Genomic DNA, 21,066 nt, shown 5'->3' with positions numbered 1-21,066 from the left:
GTGATTTGCAGGGTAGGAAAGAACCACGGCCATGTCTTCGTGGTGACGCTGGCCGACGTCCTTTCGGGAGCCGACAAGACCTATCAGATCGCAGGGACGGCGAAGCATCCGCACGAGGTGACGCTCACGGCGGAGGATATGAAGACCCTTTTGAAAGGGGAGCTTTTGCGCGCCAAGAGCACCCAAGGCCTCACGCATACGCACCGCGTGCACGTACGATGTGCGCCTGCGGAGGATCCGCCGGAGTGGGTGAGCGTCTGCTCAGCCGAGTTCACCGGGAAAGACGAGCACGAGGTGGTGATTACCGCCGCCGATATGGACTCCGGTGCGGACAGGACCTACGATGTGCAAGGTCTCGCCGGGCATCCGCACAAGCTGACGCTGACCGCGGCGGATTTTCAGAAGCTGAAAAAAGAGGGGGCGGTCTCGATTCAGACCTCCCGCCTGGACGAAGATTCCCACCTGCACGTGGTGATCATCCGGTATCGGCCTCCGAAACGGGGGTAATCAGGGACAGAGGGCGGGGTCCTCGAGCCGCGCGGCGGCTTTGGGATCGAGCGGGGCGTCTTTCAGGCCCTCGGCAAACGCAGCCCACGCCATGGCGTCGTCCGCCGTCAGCTTGATGGCCGCGCACACGGCTCGTTGATGCGCCACCCGCGTCCACGGCGAATGGAGCAGCACGTCGAGGCCCGCCAGCGCGTCCGCATTCTCGGCCGCCGTGGGGGCCATCGTCGTTACAACTGCTCGAATGGCCTGCTGGAGCACGTCGGTGTCCTCGGTCGTGCTGAGCAGCTCGACGAAGAATGTGCGCCACGCGGGGATGTCGGCGGGTTCGAGCCCGCTCAGGTACGACCGGAGTTCCATGGTCGCGAGCCAGCGCGCCCTCGCCGTGTTGGCTTGTTTTGCGACGCTGCCCCAGGTCGACATGGCGAGTGGCGCCGGGATGTCGAATGCGGTGAGGTAGCTCAGCCGGAGATAATCGAGTTCCCCGGACGAGAGCCCTGTCGCGAGGCTCGTCCAGTCGTCCGCGAAGGCGGTCACTGGATCGAACATGCTGCACGCGCCATAGCCGTAGACCTGGAGCAAATCGAGCGAGAAGGGCGGCGGCGGAACCAGGAGCGCCTCGTTTAGCGTGGTCGTCCAGGCGGCCGCCGTCGCTGGCTCGAGCCCCGGGTCGCTGGCCACCGAGCAAGCGGTGCTCAAGGCATTGGCTTGCGTCCACTCCGAGTCGAGCCCTGCCATGAACGCGCCGAACCCCTCCGGTGTGGCGCCCGGTAAGGTCGACGACGTGAAGATCACTTCATCCTGGGCTGCCGAGCCGATGTCGAGAAATCGGGCCTCCGCCGCCGGGCTCATGGGCACGAGGAGCGGCAGGACGCTCGCGTAATAGGCATTCATGGATTCCTCGTCTACCAAGAAGGAATCCCAGGGGAGGTGGTGGTCTTTGGGATCGATCACGAGGAACTCGCCACTCGCCTGCGGCGCCACGTCGAAGGGCTCCCCGATCGGGAGCGTCTCCGTGCGTACCGAGCCGTCTTCCGCGACCCAGCCGATATCGAACGGAACCATCAGCACCCCGTCGGGGTCGTGGACCGTCACGGTGGCGCCTCCGGAGGGCAGAGCGGCGATCGTCAGCGTGGGAAGGCCCTTCGCGTCGACCGCGTGTTTTGCTCGTGCCGTGGCCTCCGGACCGAGCGCCTCTGCGAAAGTCCCGAGGAAATCATCGGTCCCGATGGCCCCGAAGCGGTGCTCGTCGAGGATGTTCCGCAGCGTCGACCAGAAGGCCTCCTCTCCCACCAGGCTTCGTATCTGCGTCAAGAGCCAGGCGGCGCGGGTGTAGGGCCCCGTGGTGTACTTGTCCGCGATTTTCAGCGACGTGTCGCGGATGGCTTCGCCCTCCATCGCAAAGAACTCATTGGCGTTCAACGTGAAGGGGCCGTCCGTGTCCGTGTGCGCGCGAAGCCCTTCCGGCTCGAGGAGCGTCGCAATGCCCTCCTTGATCCAGAGGTCGTCCCAGCTCTCGATCGTCACGAGATCCCCGACCCACTGGTGTGCGATCTCGTGCGCCGTCAGCGAGAGCTCGGCGCCGAGCGGCTCCGTGCCCGCGCCTTCGTAATGGAACGAAATGCTTGCATTCTCGATGCCGGTCGCCGGCAGGTTTGGCAGGTGCACCACTGCGTATTTTTCGAAAGGATAAGGACCGAGGAGCCCCTCGAAATGGTCGAGCATGCCCACCATCTCCCCGAGCACTGCCTCGAAATGCCCCTGCAGCCCGCGCCGGTGCCAGATGGAGACGGGAAGGTCGCCCTTCATCGTGCTCTCCACTTCGAAATCGCTGATCGCGAAGGCCATCAGGTAGGTCGGCAGTGTGTACGTGGTCTCGTACTTCATCCGGTGGGCCCCGTCCCCCTCCGGCTCGTCGGAGACGAGGCCTCCGTTGGCGATCATCTTTTCGGCGCCATCCATGCCCATGGAGACGGAGAAGATCGCGCGGTCCGACGGCGTGTCGTGGCAAGGCATCCATCGACGCGCGCCGATCGGCTCCGACATCGTGAAGACCGCGCGCACGTTCAAGGGGTCGCCTTTGCGGTTTTCGATGACGGGAATCAACGAGCCGCTCGGCGCTGCCTCGTAATCGACCTCCAGGGTGATCTGCGCACCCGTCCCGAGAGCGGGCACCGCGGAGACGTCCACCTGGAGCTGCTCCGCGCTGGCATTCGCCGAAAAAGGCAAAGCTCCGCCGCCTGCGAGCCGCACGGCTTTCACCTCGGCCACGGCGCTGTCGAGCGTGATCGTCGTCGTCCCCTTGGCCAAGGGCGAAAGGGTGATCCCGACCGTCGCGGCAAGGCGGCCTCGCACCCAGTCGTAATCTCCCTTCAATTCGTATCGCTCGACGTCGACCTCGGCGCTTCCGGAACCGGGCGGCTCTGGCTCTGGCGCGGGCGTGCATCCGGCGACGAGCGACGACGCCAGGAGGATGCTGGACGTCCAGCGCAGGCCGGGACGCGAGGGCCGTCTCGTGAAGTTCATGGATTCTCCTCGAAGGGACAAGGAAAGACGCCACCCTGGCGCCGATGGGCGACCGGCCGAGGCAAGGCTCGTCAGGCGCGCGCGCGCCCGATTGCAGCGGGTGTGCCAAGATGCCGTCCGGCGTTCCGGCGTACGAAAGAGCGGACGGCGCGCGGCCGGTTCGCGCAACGTTGCCCGAACTGTGAAGACCCACTTGCGCAATCTGCGCAACGTGATCGTGGGACCGACCTCCCCCGTCGCACCGAGGAGAACGATTTTCAGGTCTCCTGCCCTCGAATGCTCGTCCTTTGATGCGCGACTTGCGTGGCCGGCTGCCAGCGCCCTCCGCGCTTGGCCCGTCGCGGTCCTCTCGGTCTCCCGCAGCGGCAAGCACATCACGCGCGCCGCGATGGTCATGCTCTCGACGAATTCCTCGCGCGTCGCGCTGCCGTGCTTCAGTCCGCGTCAACCATCCTTGACAGGGATGACGTGAATTGTAAACCTCGTCGCGTGCGATCGTCAGATCCTCCGCCGGGCCCCGCGGCGAGCCGCTCGCTCCGCAACATGAAGATCGCCGCCGTGGCTGCGGTGGCTCTCGGGCTTGTCGTGGCGCAGCGATTGGGCCTGTTCGAGGTCTTCAGCGAGCCCGCGCGCATCAAGCAGGCGCTCGTGGAGCTCGGTCCGGCGGGGTATTTCGCGTTCGTAGCGGCGTACGCAGCGCTCCAGCCGTTTGGCGTGCCAGGCACGATCTTCATCCTGGCGGCGCCGCTCATCTGGCCGTGGCCGGTGGCGTTCGCGCTCTCCATGGCCGGCACCATGGCGGCGAGCGTGGTGGGCTTCTCGTTCGCGCGCTTCGTCGCGCGTGATTGGGTCTCGAAGCTCGTACCGGCGCGCTTCCGTGCCTACGAAGAGGCCCTCGAAAAGCGAGCCTTCTTCACCGTGTTCCTGCTCCGGCTCATCTTCTGGATGCCGCCCATGCTCCACGTGTTTTTCGGCATCTCTCGGGTGCGGTTTCAGACGCATTTTTGGGGATCGCTGGCCGGGTACTTCCTGCCCCTGCTGGCGACCGCCTATTTCGGCGAGAAGGTCTTCGATGCCATGCGCAACGCGCCGCCTTCGGTGTGGATCGGAATGGGCGTGGCGACCATTACCATCATCGTCGTCTTCTGGATCGTCACCCGTCGCTCCATGCGAAAGGTCATTCCTTCCTGACCTGCGGCGATAGGTCTGGATACCATTGCGGGCGTCGCCGTCCACGATGCATTTTAGGCGGTTTCCATCGATGACGTGCGGGTCGCCCGCGCGCTCGGAGAGATTTCGGGCGTGGCGTAATCGCCCTTACGGCGACGGCGACCACGGCGGCGCGGGCTGAGCGTAGTCAGCCGAGGCGCCCCGTTGTAGGATCCGGAGTGCGTGGTGCGACTTGTGCTTCCAAACGCAGGCAGCACACAGCCGCACCCAGCGCCGCCGCCGATCGTCCGCTCCTCGCAGCAGATTTCATGGAGATGCAGAGCCCCTCCGCGTACACGATCACCGAGACCCTTTTCGAGGGTCGGGGGACGATCGTGCTCCGCGCCATCCGAGTAAGTGATGGCCGCCAGGTGATCCTCAAAGCGCTCGATCCGAAGAGCAGCCGCCCGCAGGACATCGAGCGATTGAAACACGAGCAAGCGCTGGGCGAGGCGCTGGACCTGCCGACCGTCATCAGGCCGCTCGCCCTCGACACGTATCACGGGCAGCCGGCGCTCGTTCTGGAGGACACGGCGGGCACGCCCCTCGATCGCTTGCTCGGAGCGCCGATGGAGACGGAGCGTTTTTTGCGGCTCGCGATTCACATCACGACCGCGATCGCTGACATCCACCGGCAGGGCGTCGTCCACAAGGACATCAAGCCCCAAAATATCATCGTCAATCCCGTGACAGGGGAGGCAAAGCTCACGGATTTTGGGATTGCGTCCCGCCTTCCCCGTGAGCACACCTCGCCGCAGAGCCCGGACAGAATCGAGGGCTCGCTGCCGTACATGTCGCCGGAGCAGACGGGGCGGATGAACCGAGCTGTCGATTCCCGCACCGACCTCTATTCGCTAGGCATCACCTTCTACGAAATGCTCACGGGCAGGCCCCCGTTCGAGGCCCGAGACCCGCTCGAGTGGATTCATTTCCACCTGGCGCGTGTCGCCCCATCCCCCTCCGAGGTCGTCCCCGAGGTACCCGAGGCCATTGCGCACATCGTGATGCATCTCCTCGCGAAAATGGCCTGCGACCGGTACCAGAGCGCGCGCGGCGTATTGCACGACCTGGAGAGGTGCCTCGCGCAATGGGTCGAAGGCGGGCGTATCGAGCCCTTCTCCCCGGGCGCGCTCGACGTGCCAGACCGCCTCCAGATCTCGCAAAAGCTTCATGGCAGGGAGGCGGAGATCGCCCTCCTGTGCGACGCCTTCGAGCGTGTCGTGGCCACGGGGACGCCGGAGCTCGTGCTCGTCGCCGGGGACCCGGGGGCCGGCAAATCCGCGCTCGTCCACAAACTCCACGAGCCCGTCGTCCGCGAGCGGGCCTTTTTCGTGTCGGGCAAATTCGACCTGATCAACAGCGATATTCCTTATTCCACGATCGTCCAGGCCTTCCAGGAGCTCGTGCTCGGGATCCTGGCCGAGAGCGAGGAGCGGATCGCTGCATGGAGGCAGCGGCTCGCGGCGGCCCTCGGGATCAACGGAAAGCTCATCGTGGACGTGATCCCCCCGGTCGAGCTCGTCCTCGGCGAGCAACCCCCGGTCCCGGTTTTGCCGCCTGGCGAGGCGCGAAACCGGTTCCATCTCGTGTTCCGGCAATTCATCGGGGTCTTCGCGCAGAGGGAGCACCCGCTCGTGCTCTTCGTCGACGACATGCAATGGGCCGATTCGGCCAGTCTCGCGCTCCTTCAGGACCTTCTGACCGATCCCGAGATGCATAACCTCCTCGTCGTCGGTGCATACCGCAATAGCGAGGTCCCCCCCGCCCATCCGATGATCCTGGTGACAAACGAGGTGCGGAAGGCGGCCGTGCGTGTCTCCGACATCTTCCTCGGCCCCCTTGCCAAGGCTCACCTCGCGGCGTTCATCAGCGACACCCTCCGCTGCTCCGTGGAGGAGGCCGAGCCACTCTCGGATCTGGTACACGAAAAGACGGCCGGCAATCCATTCTTCGTCATCCAGTTCCTCACCGCGCTGTACGAGGAGCACCTGATCGAATTCGACGAAAATGCCGTAGCCTTTCGCTGGGACGTGGCCCGGATCCGCGAAAAATGCTTTACCGACAACGTGGTCGACCTGATGGTCGACAAGTTGAAGCGGCTCCCAGCGGATACCCAGGACGTGCTGACCAGCGTCGCGTGCCTCGGCAACCGCGCCGACGCGGCCACCCTCTCGATGATTCGCGGCGACGGGGAGGACGAGGTGCACGCGGCGCTCTGGGAGGCCGTCCGCGTCGGGCTCCTCCTCCGTTTGGGAGATGGCTACCGTTTCGTCCACGATCGCATTCAGGAGGCGGCCTACTCGCTCCTCTCGGAGGAAGTCCGCGCGGAGGTGCATCTGCGGATCGGCCGGCTGTTCCTGGCCAACATGCCCGAGGAGGCCATCGAGGAGCAGATTTTCGATATCGTGAGCCAGCTGAATCGCGGCGTCGCGTTGATCACCGACCCGCGCGAGAGAGAGTCGCTCCGGCGGCTCAATTTCCTGGCGGGAATGAAGGCAAAGGCCACGGTCGCCCATGTGTCGGCGCGCAATTACCTGGCCCAGGCGACGGCGCTCTTGCCCAAGGACGCCTGGAGCGCGCTCTACGACGACACGCTCAGGCTCTCTCTGGAGCGGTCCGAGTGCGAATACCTCGTCGGCAATTTCGAATTGGCGGACGAGCTGTTCAACCTGATCCTCGCGCATGCACGCTCCAACCCCGACCGCGCCGCGGTGTATGGCCTGCGCATGCGGCTGTACCAGGTCTCCGGGAGGTACGACGACGGGGTGACCGTCGCGCTCGAAGCGCTGCGCCTCTTCGACGTGACGTTCCCCGATTCGGACGAATCATTGAAAGCGGCGACGGAAGCCGAGGTCCAAGTCATCCGGACGAACCTCCGCGGTCGTCGCGTCGCCGACATCTTCGACGCGCCCGTGGCCACCGATCCCGACGGACGGACGATCATCGGCCTGCTCGTCGAGGCGGCGCCCTGCGCGTACATCGGGCGGCCGAAGCTCTTTCCCCTGCTCGCCCTCAAAGCCGTGAGCTCGTCCCTGTGGTACGGGAACACCCAGGAATCGTGCTTCGCTTATAGCGTTTATGGCATGATGCTCGTGTCGGCCTACGGCGACATCCCGCTGGGCTACGCGTTCTCCGCGATGTCGCTGCGGCTGAACGAGAAGTTCCACGATCTCCGGCTGAAGGGGACGCTCCTTCACCTCCACGGCGACCACATCAACTTTTGGCGAAGGCCCTTCGCCACAGGCGTCCCCATCCTCGAGAAGGCCTTCCAGGCGTGCCTGGAGGTCGGCAATCTCGTTTATGCCGGCTTCCTCGCCTTCGAGACCGTCTGGCAAGCCGTGGAGAAAGGCGACCCGCTCGACGAAGTGCTCCGGGTGTCGCAAAAATATGCAGCGTTTGCCCGGCAAAGCCATAACATACCGGTCTACGAGACCATTCGGCTCGAGCGACAGTTCGTGGCTTGCCTGAAGGGCGAGACGCAGGGTCCGACGAGCTTCGACGACGCCACGTTCCACGAGGCCACATGCCTCGCGGGGATCCGCCGGGCGACGTTCGGCTGTGGCCTCGTCTTTCACGACATCATGAAGCAGATCACGGCGTTCACCTATGGGCGTCATGCCGAGGCGCACTCGTTCGCGGCGCGCGCGGCGGCGAACCTCGGCGCCGCGATGGCCATGCCGATCGAGGCCACCCACCATTTTTTTCACGCGCTCACGATGGTGCAGCTCCTCCCCGACGCTCCCGCCGACGAGCGGGAAGAGCTCGCGGGGATCCTCGGGGGCGTGCTGCAGAAGCTCGCGTCATGGGCGGAGAACTGCCCCGAGAACTATCTCAATCGATACGCGCTGGTCTCGGCCGAGGTTGCGCGCGTCGAGGGGCGCGATCTCGAGGCCATGCGCCTCTACGAGCAGGCCATCCGGTCTGCGCGGGAGAATGGCTTCGTCCATAACGAAGGCCTCGCCTACGAACTCTCGTCGAGGTTTTACCGGGCGCGGGGGTTCGAGCAGGTGGCCGACACGTACCTCCGCGACGCCCGCGCCTGTTATGCGCGCTGGGGGGCCGATGGCAAGGTGAGGCAGCTCGACGAGCAGAATCCGCGCCTCCAGGAGCACAGGCCTTTCACGCCGACCGCCACTTTCGCGCTGCACACCGAGCAGCTCGATCTGCTTTCGGTCGTCAAGGCATCCCAGACCATTTCGGGCGAGATCCTCCTCGACGAGCTGGCCCGTACGCTTCTCCGGGTCGTCCTCGAAGAGGGCGGCGCACAGAAGAGCTACCTGCTCCTCCGCCGTGATGGCGACCTCTCGATTGAAGCAGAGGCGCGCCTTGAAGAAGAAGGGGTGGTGACGAAGCTCCTCCCCTCGCTCGTGGTTTCGTCATCGCCCCTCGTCCCGGCCACGATCGTACGGTATGCGCAGCGAACGAAGGAGCGGGTGCTCCTCGACGACGCGACGGCCAGCAAGTTTGCCTCGGACCCGTACATCGCTCGCGAGCGGCCCAAGTCGGTCCTGTGCCTCCCCATTCTGAGGCAGGCCCACGTGGTCGGTTTGCTTTATCTCGAGAACAACCTGCTCATCGGCGCGTTCACGCCCGGTCGGCTCGTCGTGCTCTCGCTCCTCGCGGTCCAGGCCGCCATTTCCCTCCAGAATGCGCGGCTCCTGTCCGACGAGCAGGCGGCGCGGGCTGCGGCTGAGGAGGCGGAGCGACGCTCGGCGTTCCTGGCCGAGGCTGGAGAGCTGCTTTCGGAGTCGCTCGATTACGAGGACACCCTCGCGCGCCTCGGGCGCCTATGCGTGCGATCCATGGCTGACTGGTGCGTGATCGACACTGTGGAGGGGGAGGAAATTCGGCGCATCGCTGTGGTGCACAAAGATCCTGCAAAAGCGGCGCTGGTCGAGGAGCTCCGGCAGCGATATCCGCCCTCCATGGGGTCGCCCCACCCGGCGGCCAGGGCCATTGCCACCGGTGAACCGGTCCTGCTCCCCGACCTCGACACGCGCCTCCAAGGCCATACCCAGGACGAAGGGCATGAGAGGATCATCCGCGCGCTCGGGATTCGATCGCTGCTCGCCGTGCCTCTCCTGGCGCGCGGACAAACGCTCGGGGTGCTTTCCCTCGTCTCGGGCGCATCGGGCCGCAACTATGGGAGCGCCGATGTCGAACTCGCGAAGGAAGTGGCGCGCCGGGCTGCGAGCGCGATCGACAACGCGCGGCTTTATCGCGCGACCCAGGAGGCCATCCGCGCGCGCGACGAATTCCTGTCCATGGCGTCGCACGAGCTCAACACACCGCTTACGTCGCTCATGCTCTCGCTCCAATCGATGGGCCGGGCCGGCCAGTCGGGCCCCTCCAGCGACCCGCAGATCATGGCCAAGCTGGCCGAGCGCGCCTTGCGGCAAGGCGCGCGCTTGCGCCGTCTCAACGATGAGCTCCTCAGTGTCGCGCGGATCCACACGGGCCAGCTCCCGCTCGAGCTCGGCGCCGTCGACCTCAGCGCCCTCGTCCGGGACGTGGTCGATCAATTCAAATTGCAGATTTCGCAGGCTCGTTGCTCGGTCTCGATCCGCGACAGCGTTCCGGTCGTGGGGAGCTGGGATCCCGCGCGGATCGAACAGATCGTCGTCAACCTGATCTCCAATGCGATCAAATTCGGGGCCGGCAAACCCATCGAGATCTTCATCGATCAAGAGGCTGGGATCGCGCGGCTCGCGATCAAGGATCACGGAATTGGCATCGAGCCTGCGCAGCAGGGACGCATCTTCGAACGCTTCGTGCGCGCCGTGCCCAGCAGGTATTACGGCGGGCTTGGGCTTGGCCTTTACCTCAGCCGCAAGCTCGCCGAGGCGCACGGCGGCTCGGTCCATGTCCAGAGCGAGCCTTCCGCCGGAGCAACGTTCATCGTGGAGTTGCCTGTTGCCGGGCCCTCCATCCTCACCGGCCGAGGCGAGGGGTAGGGTCGTCAAGGCATGCCTGTTGCACAGGTCCGCGCTCGGGAGGCGCGTGCGCCCCACCCATGAGGGACACCAACATGCTTGCAAAGACGAACCTTTCTTTTCTCTTCGCCATTGCCACGGCTGGCGCTTTGTTGCTTGGCTGCGGAACCGACGACCCCCCTCGAATCGACGGCACCGGCGGGAGCGGCGCCGGCGGCGCGGGTGGCGCGGGTGGCGCGGGTGGCACAGGTGGCACAGGGGGAACGGGCGGCTCCACGCCCGGCTGGGCGTTGCCTGCGTGCGAAACGGTGAGCGGGACGTCCGCCGTGACGTTCACGCTCGACGACGGCGCAAACCTCGCAAAGACCCCGGGCGAGCTCCAGGGAATCGGATACACCTACGGGCTCGCGGCGCTCGATACGCCGAACACGCTGCTCGCCGAGCACAAGGGGAAACTCCTGCGCTCCGGAGACGCGGGCTGCACCTGGAACGAAGTGGGCACGCTGACGGGGAGCAATTTCAGGATTACGGCCGCGAAGGGAGGTCTCGCGTACGCATGGGCCGAAAATGGCGACGGGTTTTATCGAATCGATGAAGCCGGCCCCCACGCCTTTTCGACGCCCGCGGCGAACATCATCGGCGTGGGCGTCGATCCTGCCGACGGCAAACATCTGCGCCTGGGCGACGCGAACGGCAGCCTGCACGACTCGCACGACGGCGGTGAGACGTGGTCGAAGCAGGGCACCCCTCCCGCCTCGGGCAGCTTCATCGGGTATCGTTTCGCCTTCGATCCCGGAAACCTCGACCATGTGCTCTTCGGCCAGTCCGTGGGCGGCGGCGCCGTGACGTTCGACGGCGGCGCGACATGGAAGCAGAGCGCGGGACTCGGCGCGAATGGCGCGAACTTGTTCGCCATCGCGGTGTCTCCTGTGGAGGGGGACATCGTATGGGCCGAGGCGCTGGAGATCGGACCCGACATCCGTCACATTTATCGATCGAACGACGGCGGTTTGACCTTCGGCGCAGTCGTCACCGACTCGGCGGACATCAAGCTCATCAATGGTACGCTGCTCGTACCACATGCGACCGACATTGGCGTGCTTTATTTCGTCTTCGGCATGGAGTACAATGACTACGGGACAGACCTCTTCCGGTACGACCACATGACCGGCAAGGTCACGAAGACACACAACGCCAATGACGATGTATCGGCCATCGTCGCCTCTCCCGCGGATCCCAAGCTGCTCTATCTGGGGCTCACGGTCGAGAACGGCGGCGGCTGAGGCCGAGCGGGAGCGCCTATCCAAGCCGCATGGCGAATGCGATTCCGCTCTGCAGCGTGCTGCGGGTGACGATATTGCCGAGATCCACGCCGAGACTGATGAGCGTCTGGGCCCACCTCGGCGCGCTCCGCGCTCTCGAGCCCCACCAGGGTTCGTCCGGCCGTATTGACATAGAGGACCTTCCTCGCGAGCGGGCAATGACAACGAAATCCGTGCAGCACTCGAGGGCGGCGCTCATGAGGCGCCGCTCGTCCCCTACACGTTGGAGGAGCGCCTCCTTGGCGCGCAGGACCTCGATGATCCGCTCCTGCGCGGCGACCTGCGCCTCGAGCGCGGCGATGCGCCGGGAGAACGCCTCCAAGGCCCCTCGTTCGCCGCCCCCGCCCTTCGCAGCGTCATGCATGAAGACGCAGCTATCCGAGCAGCTGATCGAGGTGAGGCGCGTCGTGATCAGTCGGATCGTTTCGCTGCCACTCGCCAAGCCGGACGCGACCCTCGCGCACGGGTTGATTACGTGCTCGCTTTTAGGCCGACGATCGAAGTCAGCAACAACATGAGAAACCCGATTCGGGCCGGCGTCGCAGGCTCCTCGAACAGCACCATGCCGACGATCGCCGTCCCGAATGCACCGATGCCCACCCACACCGCATAAGCCGTCCCGATGGGGAGCGACTTCGTGGCGGTCGCGAGCAAGTACATGCTCGCCACGATCGCCGTGATCGTGAGCACGCTCGGGAGCGGACGCTTGAAGCCGTTCGTGTACTTCAATCCGACGGCCCAGCAGACCTCGAGAAACCCTGCGACGATGAGGGATACCCATGCCATGACGTGCACTCCTTCCTTCGGGTGCGTCGTCTTGGCCTGACCGGGTACGGCGCGTCTCGTCCGGGCCGGCGCTCGTCCGGCTTCAGAAGCCTAGCGCTGAAGAGGGGGACAGGCAAGCGCAGGACGAGTTCGGCTGCGCGGAGGCAGGCTCGCGAGCGTCATGGTGCTCGAGATGTCGAGCCCGATCATCGTCTGCGCCACCGTGGGCCGGATGCCCATAATGATGCCCTCGGCCCACATCAGGCGAATGGAAGAGATCCTCTGCAGGAGGTGACTTGCCGAGGCAAATGTCGGAATTCGTCGGAAGAAAAGCGACGCGAATAATGATTGGATTGCATCTCTGTGCTCAGCCCGTCTTCTCTCGAATTCGAGACCGCCTGCGGCGCCAACGGGCGCAATCCCGGAACGCGGTTTTGATTTCCCGATGAGCTTCTCTGGCTTGCGGCCCGCGGCGTCTGTGCGCATTGTCGCGCCCGTGACCTCGACAGCTCACGAGCCGATCGTCCTCTCCCCCGAGCAAGAGGAGACCCACACCCTCCACACGTCCTTCCACGATACGGCGCAGACGCAGCGCAAGTGTCAGTGGGTCACGCGCAAGAGCGACGGGAAGAACGACGGCCCGGTGCGCTGGTATCACCCGAACGGCGCGCTCTGGCGCGCCGGCACCACGAGCGTCGAGCCCATCGGGACGTGGCACACGTATCGCGAGGACGGCTCGCTGATGCTCGATGAAGTCGCGCAAGGCGGCGACGTCTGGCTCGTGACGGCCTTCGAGCTCGGCAATCGCGTGCGGGAAGGCAAGCGCTCGCGAAATGCCCACGGCCAGCAGGTGTTCGAGGGCTACTGGACGATCTTCAAGGACGGCATGCCCACGCATCAGGAGCATTGTCCGCGCGGCGACGCGTGGGGCAGCTCCCTGAACGCGACGCGACCGATGCCCGACGCGATGCGCGCGGCGCTCCTCGCGCCCGACGTGCCTGACGCGCTCGCCGCGCTCCGCCGCACGCTTCCCTCGCCGAATGCGCGCGCCGTGCTTTGGAACGGCGCCGACGGTTTGCTCGACGAGGGCTTCGCGCTGAGCCCCGAGGCCGCTGTCGCGCTCGCGTTCGATCCACAGGCCTGGGGCCACGACCCGGAGCCCAAGCGCGCGCTTCGCTACGTGTTGCCGATCGCGGCGGAGACGCTCCCGCGGGTGATCACGCGCGCCGAGGCGATCCCGCCGAACCGGCCCGATGTGACGCACGCGTGCGGGATTCTCTTGCCGCGCCTCCTCGAAGCCACGGGGACACCGCTCGACGCGCGCTGGGACACGCTCCTGATTCAAGCGATGACGGTCGCGTTCAGCCAACCGATCGTCGCGGTCCTCGGCGAGACGCTGCTCACGCTGCCACCCGAGCGGCGTGAGGCGCTCCTGCTCGCGATGCCCAGGATCGACTGGCAGTTCGCGCGCTTCGTGCCCACGCCGAAGATCCTCGCGCTCGCGCTCGACGATCTCGTGAAGCGTGTCCCCGATGCGCGTGGTCGCGACCACTGGAACGAACGCGTGATGCAGGAGGCGCTGGTCGCCTCGGGGTCTGCCGCGGTGGCGCCGCTCGTCGCGTGGATCGAGGGGCCAGGCAAGCAAGCGGCATGGCGTGGGGTTGCGCTGCGCGCGCTCGGCGCGATGGGCGGCGCGAGCGTGGCGAGGGTGCTTCTCGCGCATGCCGACGATCGCTACGAGCTCGTACGAAATGCCGCACGCGAAGCGCTCCGGATGCTCGGAGAGGCAGCGCGGCCGGTGCTCATCGAGGCGTCGAAGGGTGAGGGGACGCTCGCGCGTTGGGCGCGGGACGAACTGCGCGCCGTCGAGGCGTTGCCCTCGACGGCCGATGTCGCGTTGCGGGAGCTTCAGGCGTCGCTCACGCGCGAGGAGCGCACGCGGTACGCGGAGATCGTGGCCCCGGGCCGGGGTTACGCAGGTGTCTGGCCGGAGCCCGCACTCGTCCACGTGCGCGCAGCGATCCAGTCCGATCCGACGCGCGCGCTGGCTGCGTTCGCCGAGCTCGACGTGGTGCACGGGTTCTTCGGGTTCGCGTTGGCCGAGATCGGCAAGCATCCCGGCATCGCCGCGATCGTCGCGGATCTCCTGGCCGCGGATCGCGGCATCCACGGGCTCGACGGGACGTTGCTCGAACGCGCGCCCGCTGTGCTCGATCCGCTCGGCTTTCGGCTGGAGCAGCGACTTCCCGGCAACACGGCAAAGATCGCGGCGCACGTCGCCGAGCATCATGCGTGGGAGGGACGACGCGTGCTCATCGCGTGCGCGCGCAGCGAGGACGCGCCGGTGCGCGAGCTCGCGGTGCGCGGCCTCGTGCGTGCGGGCATGCGCGTGGTGCCCGAGGTGCTTTCCTTGCTCGCGCGGGACGACGACGAGAGCGTCGTCTCGGCTGCGCGTGTGATCTGCGCGCTGCCGGATCCGGAGGCGGTTCCGGCGCTCGAAAAGGCGCTCGCAGACGCGACCGGCGAGCGGCTCGCAGCGCTGACGCTCGCGATCGAATCATGCCGCACGAGGGCGCTCGCGACCGATCACGCGGCGCTCGATGCGTACCTCGCCGAGCGCGCGCGAGAGCGAGGCGCGAACGTCCCGCGGCTCCCCGGGCTGCCGGTGGTGCGCTTTCGTGACGGCGTGGTGCTCTCCGAGGACGCGCGCCGTGGGATTCTGGCCGCGCTCGCTGCCGACGATGCGAGCGCGCCCTACGGTGGCCTCGCTGCGATCCGTCGCGAGATCGACGACGGCGATGCGGCCGAGCTACTCGCGGTGATGCAGCGCGAGATGCTCGGGCACAAACCGTGGCGCGTGCTCGCGGTCGGCACGCTCGGCAGCGACGCGCAGATCGACGCGCTCGGCGCTGAGGCACAGACGCCGCTCGAGATCGAGGCGTTACGCCGGAGCGGCCGTGGCGTCGCGTTCGAATGGCTCGATCACCTCTCGGAGCACGGCAAACCGGCGCTCGCGTGCGCCGCGCAGGACGCGCTCCGCCGCGCGTGCGAGGAGCGTGGCGTCGATCGTGATGGCCTCTTCGAACTCACGACGCCGCGCGCGCCGTACGATCCCGAGAAGACGCGCGCGGCGCTACGGCGGCGGCTCGAAACGGCGATGATCGTGGGGCGGAGCTACGACGCCGAGCACTTCCGCGCATTCGTGCTCGAGCACCCGGTGGTGCGTGCGTTCGTGGCCGGGCTCGTGTGGAAGGACGCAAAGGGCCGGTTCGCGATCCTCACGGCGGAGGGCGCGGTCGACGCCGCGGGTGCGGTCGTGGATCTCGTGGCACCGGTGACGATCCCGCACCCGATCGAGATCGACGACGCGGCGTTCTCGGCGCTGCGTGCACGGCTCGCGGCGCTCGCGCTGGTGCAGCCCTTCGTGCAGCTCGAACGCCGCTTCACCCGCGACGCCCAAGCCCAGCTCTCCGCGCTGATCGCCGCGACCCAGCCGAAGCCGCTCGCGGCCTTCGAGGGCCTGCTGCGGCAGCGCGGCTATCACCGCGGTACGGTCGAGGAGGGAATCGTGACCGAATCGCGGCGTCCTCTTGGCGACGGCTGGTTCATGATGGCGCGGCACGACGCGATATGGGTCCGGCAGCGCGGCCAGAAGACGTGCGGCCTCCAGGACATCGAGCCAATCCGGCAGCCCGCATGGGCGGCGCCGACGCCCGCGCTCTGGAGCGAGGCGCTCGAGGACGCACGCGTCGTGCTCGAGGCCGAGGCGGGGACGAAGAAGGCGAGAGCGCCCAAGAAGCCCAAGGATACCGCGGATGCCGGCGAGCCCAAGGCACGCAAGCCGCGGAATGATCCTGAGGTGTGAGCGTTTGCGTGCAGGCACCTCACTCCGGACGTACGATGCCAATCTGATCGCCGCCATGGGTACCTTCGACATTGTCGTGGCCGATGCAACGTGCCCGCGCTGCGGCCACCTGCAACCCTATCGTATCCAGTACAAATACGGGCATTGCCGTCTGCACGAGTATGCGCCCGGCGACGCGATTGGTTGGTTCGATCCGCCTGGGCGTCGTGCACCTCGGATCGACATGGGGGAGAACGTGGGTGGCCTGGTTGCCGTGTCGGGCACGCCTGAGACCGCGTGTCGCTTCTGCGGAGTCGAGCTGGACGATGCAACGGTGTGGTTCGGGGACAACGTCGTGGAGAGCGTCGAGGTGGGCGTCCCCGTGCAAAACGACGATTTTATCCCCGTCGCCCCTCCGCTGGAATGGCTGCACGTCTGGTCGCAGCGGTGCGCGGGCAGCGCAAACGAGGATCGCCTTGAAGCGAGCTGCCGGGGTCGCCGGTGGACGCTGGTCGTTGCGGATGGTGCGGGTGGGCTTTCCGGCGGCGCGCTCGCTGCACGACGGGCCGCGGAAGCGGCGTCGGCCCTGGGGGCAGACATGGAGCTCACGCCTGCGGCCTGGGGCGAATGGCTCGCGCGACTCGACCAAGAAATGTCCGCCGATCCCAAATGCGGCGAGACGACGTTGGTCGTGGTCCAGGTAAGCGGCCGTGAGCTGTGGGGCGCGAGCATCGGGGACTCGGGGGCCCTCCTCGTGGAGAACGGGCGGGTCGTGGAGTTGACCGCGATGCAGAAGCGCAAGCCGCTTCTCGGCAGTGGGGCCTGCACGCCCACGGCGATCGAGCGGCAGCTTCTCGTGGGACGCCTCCTCCTGGCGACCGACGGTCTTCTGAAGTATCTGCCTCGATCGAGGCTATCCGAGGTTGCTCTTGCGGGGGACGTCCGCTCGGCCGTCGAGGCGCTCGTCGATGCTTTGAAGCTCCCTTCTGGGAGTTTCCACGACGATGTCGCCGTGATCCTCGGCGAGCGTGTATTGCGGTCGCAGTCGAACGGCCTGTAGCTGTTCCATCTCTCGCTTGTGATCTTTGCTCACGGATCGGTCATGGCCAGCTTCCGCGCGCTCACCGCGCTGGGCGTTGAACTCGGCGAACGGTACACCGAGAGAACGCGAGCGCGCAACGGCGCGCATCTTTCTCGCGCTCGTGGGACACGTCTCGCATCTGCGCGCCGGGCTGCTAGGCTCTCCGTGCGAAGATGTCCCTCGTTCGTCGTAACCGGGATCGTGCATGGCTCGTCGCGCTCGTGATGATCGGGTGCACGCCGCATGCGGGGCGCGCGGCGGGGGAACACGAGCCGCAGCCGCGGGGCAATGACGTCGCGGATCCGGTGTGCGAACCGTTGCCCGAGACGCGGCCCCCGGGGGTGGTGTTACGCGTCGGGCGGGTCGATGGAGAATCGCTCACGCACGTGCTCGACGTGGCGTTGGTCGCCGATGCCAAGTGCCCCACGCGCCCGCTCCTCGAGGCTCCGGCGTGCGTGCGGTTGGCCAATGACGCAATGGATTACGTGTGGCGCGAGCTCGTCACGGTCGCACCCCACGAGATCGCGGTCGAGCGCCACGGCGAGTGCATCCACTGCGGCGGTCCATGGTTCGCGATCGAGTGGCCCGAGGGCCGCTGCGATCGCGGCACCGACCCCTTCCACGACATCGCCCGCACGTCCTGGGACCGCTTCGACCGGGCCGTGCACCTCCTCGAAGCTGCCGCCGCCGCGGGGGGCATCACGCCGGCGGCCCCGCCGCGGTGATGGGCCTTCGGTATCCGTCGCAAGCGCTCTCATGAAGCATCATCAAGATTGCAAAGGAATTACAATATTCCGCTGAAACCGGCGCGATGCGCAAGCGCCAATGCGTGCCCCGGTTCCTGGATCCGTCGTCGGGATGCACGCGCAGAGGCACCGCTCCGATGCCTCGCTGCTGGGAATTGATGGGTCGAGGCAAGCTGTGGTACGTCCTCGAAGGGATTCGATCGGAGGATATGTCATGCAAGCTCCGCCTCCGGCGCTGAATACGAGGCGCTGGACCATCCACGAGATCATCGACGCGGCCGTTCTCGTCGTCCTGACGGCTGCTGGATTTCTTCACCCCGAGAGTTCGGGGACCTGGTTCTCGAGCCTCCTCTTTTCTTTCGCCGTTCTCGTGATGCCCGTATTGTCAGGCGCGGCGATCGTGACGTGGCTCTCGCGCCGCCTCGGGACGCGGATTCAGGGGCCACGTATCAAGCCGGCGCCCATGGCGCGGGAAGCCTTCGAGACGGCGCGCGCCATGTACGTCGCCGCTTGCCTCATGGCCTGGCCCCTCACGGCATGGCGATTGGGGCATCCGACGGGGCTCGTCTGGAACCTCGACGTGCACGGCGTGAGCGTGGCGGCTGTCGTCGTGCAGACCGCTCTCGGCGTCATCGTGATCGACGCGTGGCTCTACTGGAAACACCGGCTGCTGCACACTCGGCTCTTGTTCGGATTCCATAAATCCCACCACGTCTTCCGCGATCCCACTGCCTTCGCTGGCTTTGCGGTGGGTCCGATCGAGGCGCTTCTCACCTTCTGGCCGATTCTCCTTCTGTGCATCCCGGAGGCGCTGCACTGGGCGCCCCTCTATTTCGCGCTGGTCGTGGGATTCGTGAACCTCAACTTCTATCTCCACTGCGGCGTGACCCTGTCGTGGGTCGAGAAGACATTGCCTCGTATCTTCCTCAATACCTCGGCCTTCCACAACGTCCACCACGCCCGGGCAAACACGCATTTCGGCGAAGCGCTCTACCTGTGGGACGTCCTCTGCGGCACGCGGCTCAAGGCCGCCGAGGCAACGGCCACGGGATCCGCGCCCAACGCCTCCTCCTCCGTTTAGACTGCCGCCACGATCTTCGAACGTCCCTTTCTACGCGCGCTCTTCCTCTTCCAACTCACCCTCGCCGCTGCCTGCGGATCCTCCTCGAACCATGGAAACTCCGGCGCTACCGACGGGGCTGGCGGCAGTGGGGGCAGCGGTGGCGCAGGCGCCGGCATGCCCGCCGGCTCGGGCGGGGGCGGCGCTGCGGGAGGCGGCGGTGGCGCAGGGGGCAGCAATGCCGATCCCTGCGCCAAACCGTAGCCCGACGCGACGAACACCGGGATTCCGGCGGGCACGCCCGCGCTCGCGGTGATCGAGAACGATCTACACACCGAGTCTCCCCGGACCACACCACCGTGCGGCGGAGCCAAGCACACGCCGGCCCTGGAATGACGCGCAACGACGGCGATCAATTCGCTGCGTCGCATATTCTGCTCGAAGACAATCTCTTCGACAAGCTGACACCCGGCGCGCACGTCGACGGCATCCAGGACATGGGCGGGTCGATGTCGTGATTCGGCACAACTGGATCGACCCGTCCGCGCTGCCCGTCGAGAACGGCGGCGTGAATGCGGCCGTTTTCGTCAGCCCCGAGTTCGGCAATCCCTCGACGGACGTGACGGCCGAGTGCAACATGCTCCTCGGTGGGGGAGATGGTATCCGCTGCGGATCTATGGGACCACGGGCTCGGTGGTGGTGCGCGGAAACAGATTCGACCACTCTTTCATAGGCATCCCCGTGCACCTCGTCGATACGACCGTGACCACCTGGATAGACAACGCATACTCCGACGACGGCGAAGGGATCCCCGCGCCCTAGCTCATGGCGCGGGGGCCTTTCGGGCACGTCGTGCAGCTTTCTGGATGAGCTTCCGCGCCGTCTGGCTGCGTGGTATCATCCACCAATGCGCACCACGATCCTTTCGCTGCTCGGCCTGCTGCTCGTCCTCGGTTGTTCGTCCGGTCAGGGCACCGGTTCTCCGACGGGTGCAACGACTGCATCCTCCGGCGCGGGTTCGGGGGGTGGGGGAAACGGCGGCGCGGGGGCCGGCGGCGCGGGCGGCGAAGGTGGTCTCAACCTCACGACCTCCAGCAGCGGTACGGGCGGCGATACCGGCGAGGAGTGTTTGAGCACCTTGACCATGCGGGTGCGCGACTTCTCCGAAAGCCATCCCGACTTCCAGTGGAGCGACCACCCCAACTTTGGTGAAATCGTCGGTATTCGCCAGGGCATCCTGGCTGCCGAATTGGCCAAGCAGCCCGATGGCAGTTTCAAGCCCGTGTACGTTGCGGGCAATGATGTCAGCCCCGATGGCCCGACCTATGCGCCCTTCACCGGTGTCGCCAATTTCGACTCGTGGTATCGGGACACCCCCGGCGTCAATTTTGCTACCAATGTGCAGATCCCGCTCACGGGCAATGGCACCACGCTCGTTTACGACGACGCGAATTTTCATCCGATAGATGCGACGTTCGGGTTCGGGAACGAAGGTTTCGAGCTGAATGGCATGCCGAACAACTGGCATTTCACCACCGAAGCGCTCGTTTCCTTCCGTTACAAGGGCGGGGAGGTGTTCACGTTCCGCGGGGACGACGACATCTGGGTGTTCATCAATCACCGCCTCGCTATCGACCTCGGCGGCCTTCATGGTCCCGAGCTGGGCACGGTCGATCTCGACCAACGCGCATCGGAGCTCGGCTTGGTCCTCGGCGGCGTGTACGATTTGCAGGTCTTCCATGCGGAGCGGAATTACTCGGGATCGAATTACCGCTTCGAGACGAGCAATTTCTGCTTCTTGCCGGTGGACCCGCCCAAATAGCGCTACGCGATTGCTTCGCGGGAACGAAGCCAGACGCACCGAGGGTTGCGCCCGGGCCTCGTCGGCGCGACGAGCCATGTGCCACCTCCTCGCGCGCGACGGAACGGAGAAGAGCCCGGGCGCTGCGAGGCGCGGACAGGCCGCATGCTGACTGTGCGGGGCAGGCCCCCGTGTGCGCGACGTTCGACGAGGTGCCGAGGTCATCTCGGGGGATGCCCCCGGGGTCGTGCCGGCCAACGTCGCGTCCTCGCCCC

Annotated in this window: 13 protein-coding genes and 1 riboswitch; of the genes, 10 read left to right on the top strand and 3 right to left on the bottom strand. The window is 66.3% G+C overall.

From position 1 onward, the window contains the following. The first annotated feature begins 39 nt into the window (after positions 1–39). The gene (locus tag QHF89_RS04380; protein WP_284720045.1) at positions 40–507 is read left to right on the top strand and encodes a hypothetical protein; all 468 of its coding nucleotides are present in this window, start codon (positions 40–42) and stop codon (positions 505–507) included. Here the strand turns inward: QHF89_RS04380 and QHF89_RS04375 are convergent, their stop codons facing one another. Continuing rightward, positions 508–3,030 carry a M1 family metallopeptidase gene (locus tag QHF89_RS04375; RefSeq protein WP_136967362.1) on the bottom strand — a complete coding sequence of 841 codons (2,523 nt, stop codon included), beginning with the start codon at positions 3,028–3,030 and terminating at the stop codon, positions 508–510. Positions 3,031–3,519: 489 nt separating this feature from the next. Here QHF89_RS04375 and QHF89_RS04370 point away from each other — a divergent pair, with 489 nt between their 5' ends. From QHF89_RS04370 to QHF89_RS04360, 3 genes are all read left to right on the top strand, one after another. Next, positions 3,520–4,221, top strand: coding sequence for a TVP38/TMEM64 family protein (locus tag QHF89_RS04370; protein ID WP_232379952.1), 702 nt, complete (start codon positions 3,520–3,522; stop codon positions 4,219–4,221). Between the two features lie 293 nt (positions 4,222–4,514). After that, positions 4,515–10,193, top strand: a complete 5,679-nt coding sequence (locus QHF89_RS04365; RefSeq protein ID WP_284720044.1) for a sensor histidine kinase — start codon at positions 4,515–4,517, stop codon at positions 10,191–10,193. 74 nt (positions 10,194–10,267) lie between these two features. Continuing rightward, positions 10,268–11,455: a sialidase family protein gene (locus tag QHF89_RS04360; RefSeq protein WP_136967364.1), complete on the top strand. Its 1,188-nt coding sequence runs from the start codon at positions 10,268–10,270 to the stop codon at positions 11,453–11,455. A 16-nt stretch (positions 11,456–11,471) separates the two neighbouring features. On the opposite strand, the gene QHF89_RS04355 is transcribed toward QHF89_RS04360, so the two are convergent. Together QHF89_RS04355 and sugE are read right to left on the bottom strand one after the other, a co-directional pair. Then, positions 11,472–11,858 carry an STAS domain-containing protein gene (locus QHF89_RS04355; protein ID WP_136967365.1) on the bottom strand — a complete coding sequence of 129 codons (387 nt, stop codon included), beginning with the start codon at positions 11,856–11,858 and terminating at the stop codon, positions 11,472–11,474. Positions 11,859–11,965: 107 nt separating this feature from the next. Then, positions 11,966–12,280 carry a quaternary ammonium compound efflux SMR transporter SugE gene (sugE, locus tag QHF89_RS04350; RefSeq protein WP_136934279.1) on the bottom strand — a complete coding sequence of 105 codons (315 nt, stop codon included), beginning with the start codon at positions 12,278–12,280 and terminating at the stop codon, positions 11,966–11,968. A 20-nt stretch (positions 12,281–12,300) separates the two neighbouring features. Further along, a riboswitch (guanidine-III (ykkC-III) riboswitch) is annotated at positions 12,301–12,366 on the bottom strand. A gap of 389 nt (positions 12,367–12,755) precedes the next feature. Between sugE and QHF89_RS04345 the strand changes: the two genes are divergently transcribed. The 6 genes from QHF89_RS04345 to QHF89_RS04320 all read left to right on the top strand — a co-directional run bounded on the left by QHF89_RS04345 (position 12,756) and on the right by QHF89_RS04320 (position 20,812). Further along, entirely contained in the window at positions 12,756–16,124 is a 3,369-nt protein-coding gene (locus QHF89_RS04345; RefSeq protein ID WP_284720043.1) for a DUF4132 domain-containing protein, read from the top strand. Further along, positions 16,075–17,163 carry a SpoIIE family protein phosphatase gene (locus tag QHF89_RS04340; RefSeq protein WP_136967367.1) on the top strand — a complete coding sequence of 363 codons (1,089 nt, stop codon included), beginning with the start codon at positions 16,075–16,077 and terminating at the stop codon, positions 17,161–17,163. The genes QHF89_RS04345 and QHF89_RS04340 overlap by 50 nt, the downstream gene beginning before the upstream one ends. A gap of 194 nt (positions 17,164–17,357) precedes the next feature. Further along, positions 17,358–17,909 (top strand): hypothetical protein, encoded by a 552-nt coding sequence (locus tag QHF89_RS04335; protein ID WP_136967368.1) that lies wholly within the window; start codon positions 17,358–17,360, stop codon positions 17,907–17,909. A 235-nt stretch (positions 17,910–18,144) separates the two neighbouring features. Further along, positions 18,145–19,011 (top strand): sterol desaturase family protein, encoded by an 867-nt coding sequence (locus QHF89_RS04330; protein ID WP_170230031.1) that lies wholly within the window; start codon positions 18,145–18,147, stop codon positions 19,009–19,011. 371 nt (positions 19,012–19,382) lie between these two features. Further along, complete coding sequence (locus tag QHF89_RS04325) at positions 19,383–19,508, top strand: hypothetical protein (protein WP_284720042.1); 126 nt, start codon at positions 19,383–19,385, stop codon at positions 19,506–19,508. Between the two features lie 389 nt (positions 19,509–19,897). Next, on the top strand, positions 19,898–20,812 hold the full coding sequence (locus QHF89_RS04320; RefSeq protein ID WP_136967370.1) for a fibro-slime domain-containing protein: 915 nt from the start codon (positions 19,898–19,900) through the stop codon (positions 20,810–20,812). Positions 20,813–21,066 lie beyond the last annotated feature (254 nt).

Source organism: Polyangium sorediatum (genome assembly GCF_029946465.1).
GTDB lineage: Bacteria > Myxococcota_A > Polyangia > Polyangiales > Polyangiaceae > Polyangium > Polyangium fumosum.
The sequence above is the reverse complement of the archived record's forward strand: the minus strand, read 5'-3'. Positions and strand labels throughout refer to the sequence as shown.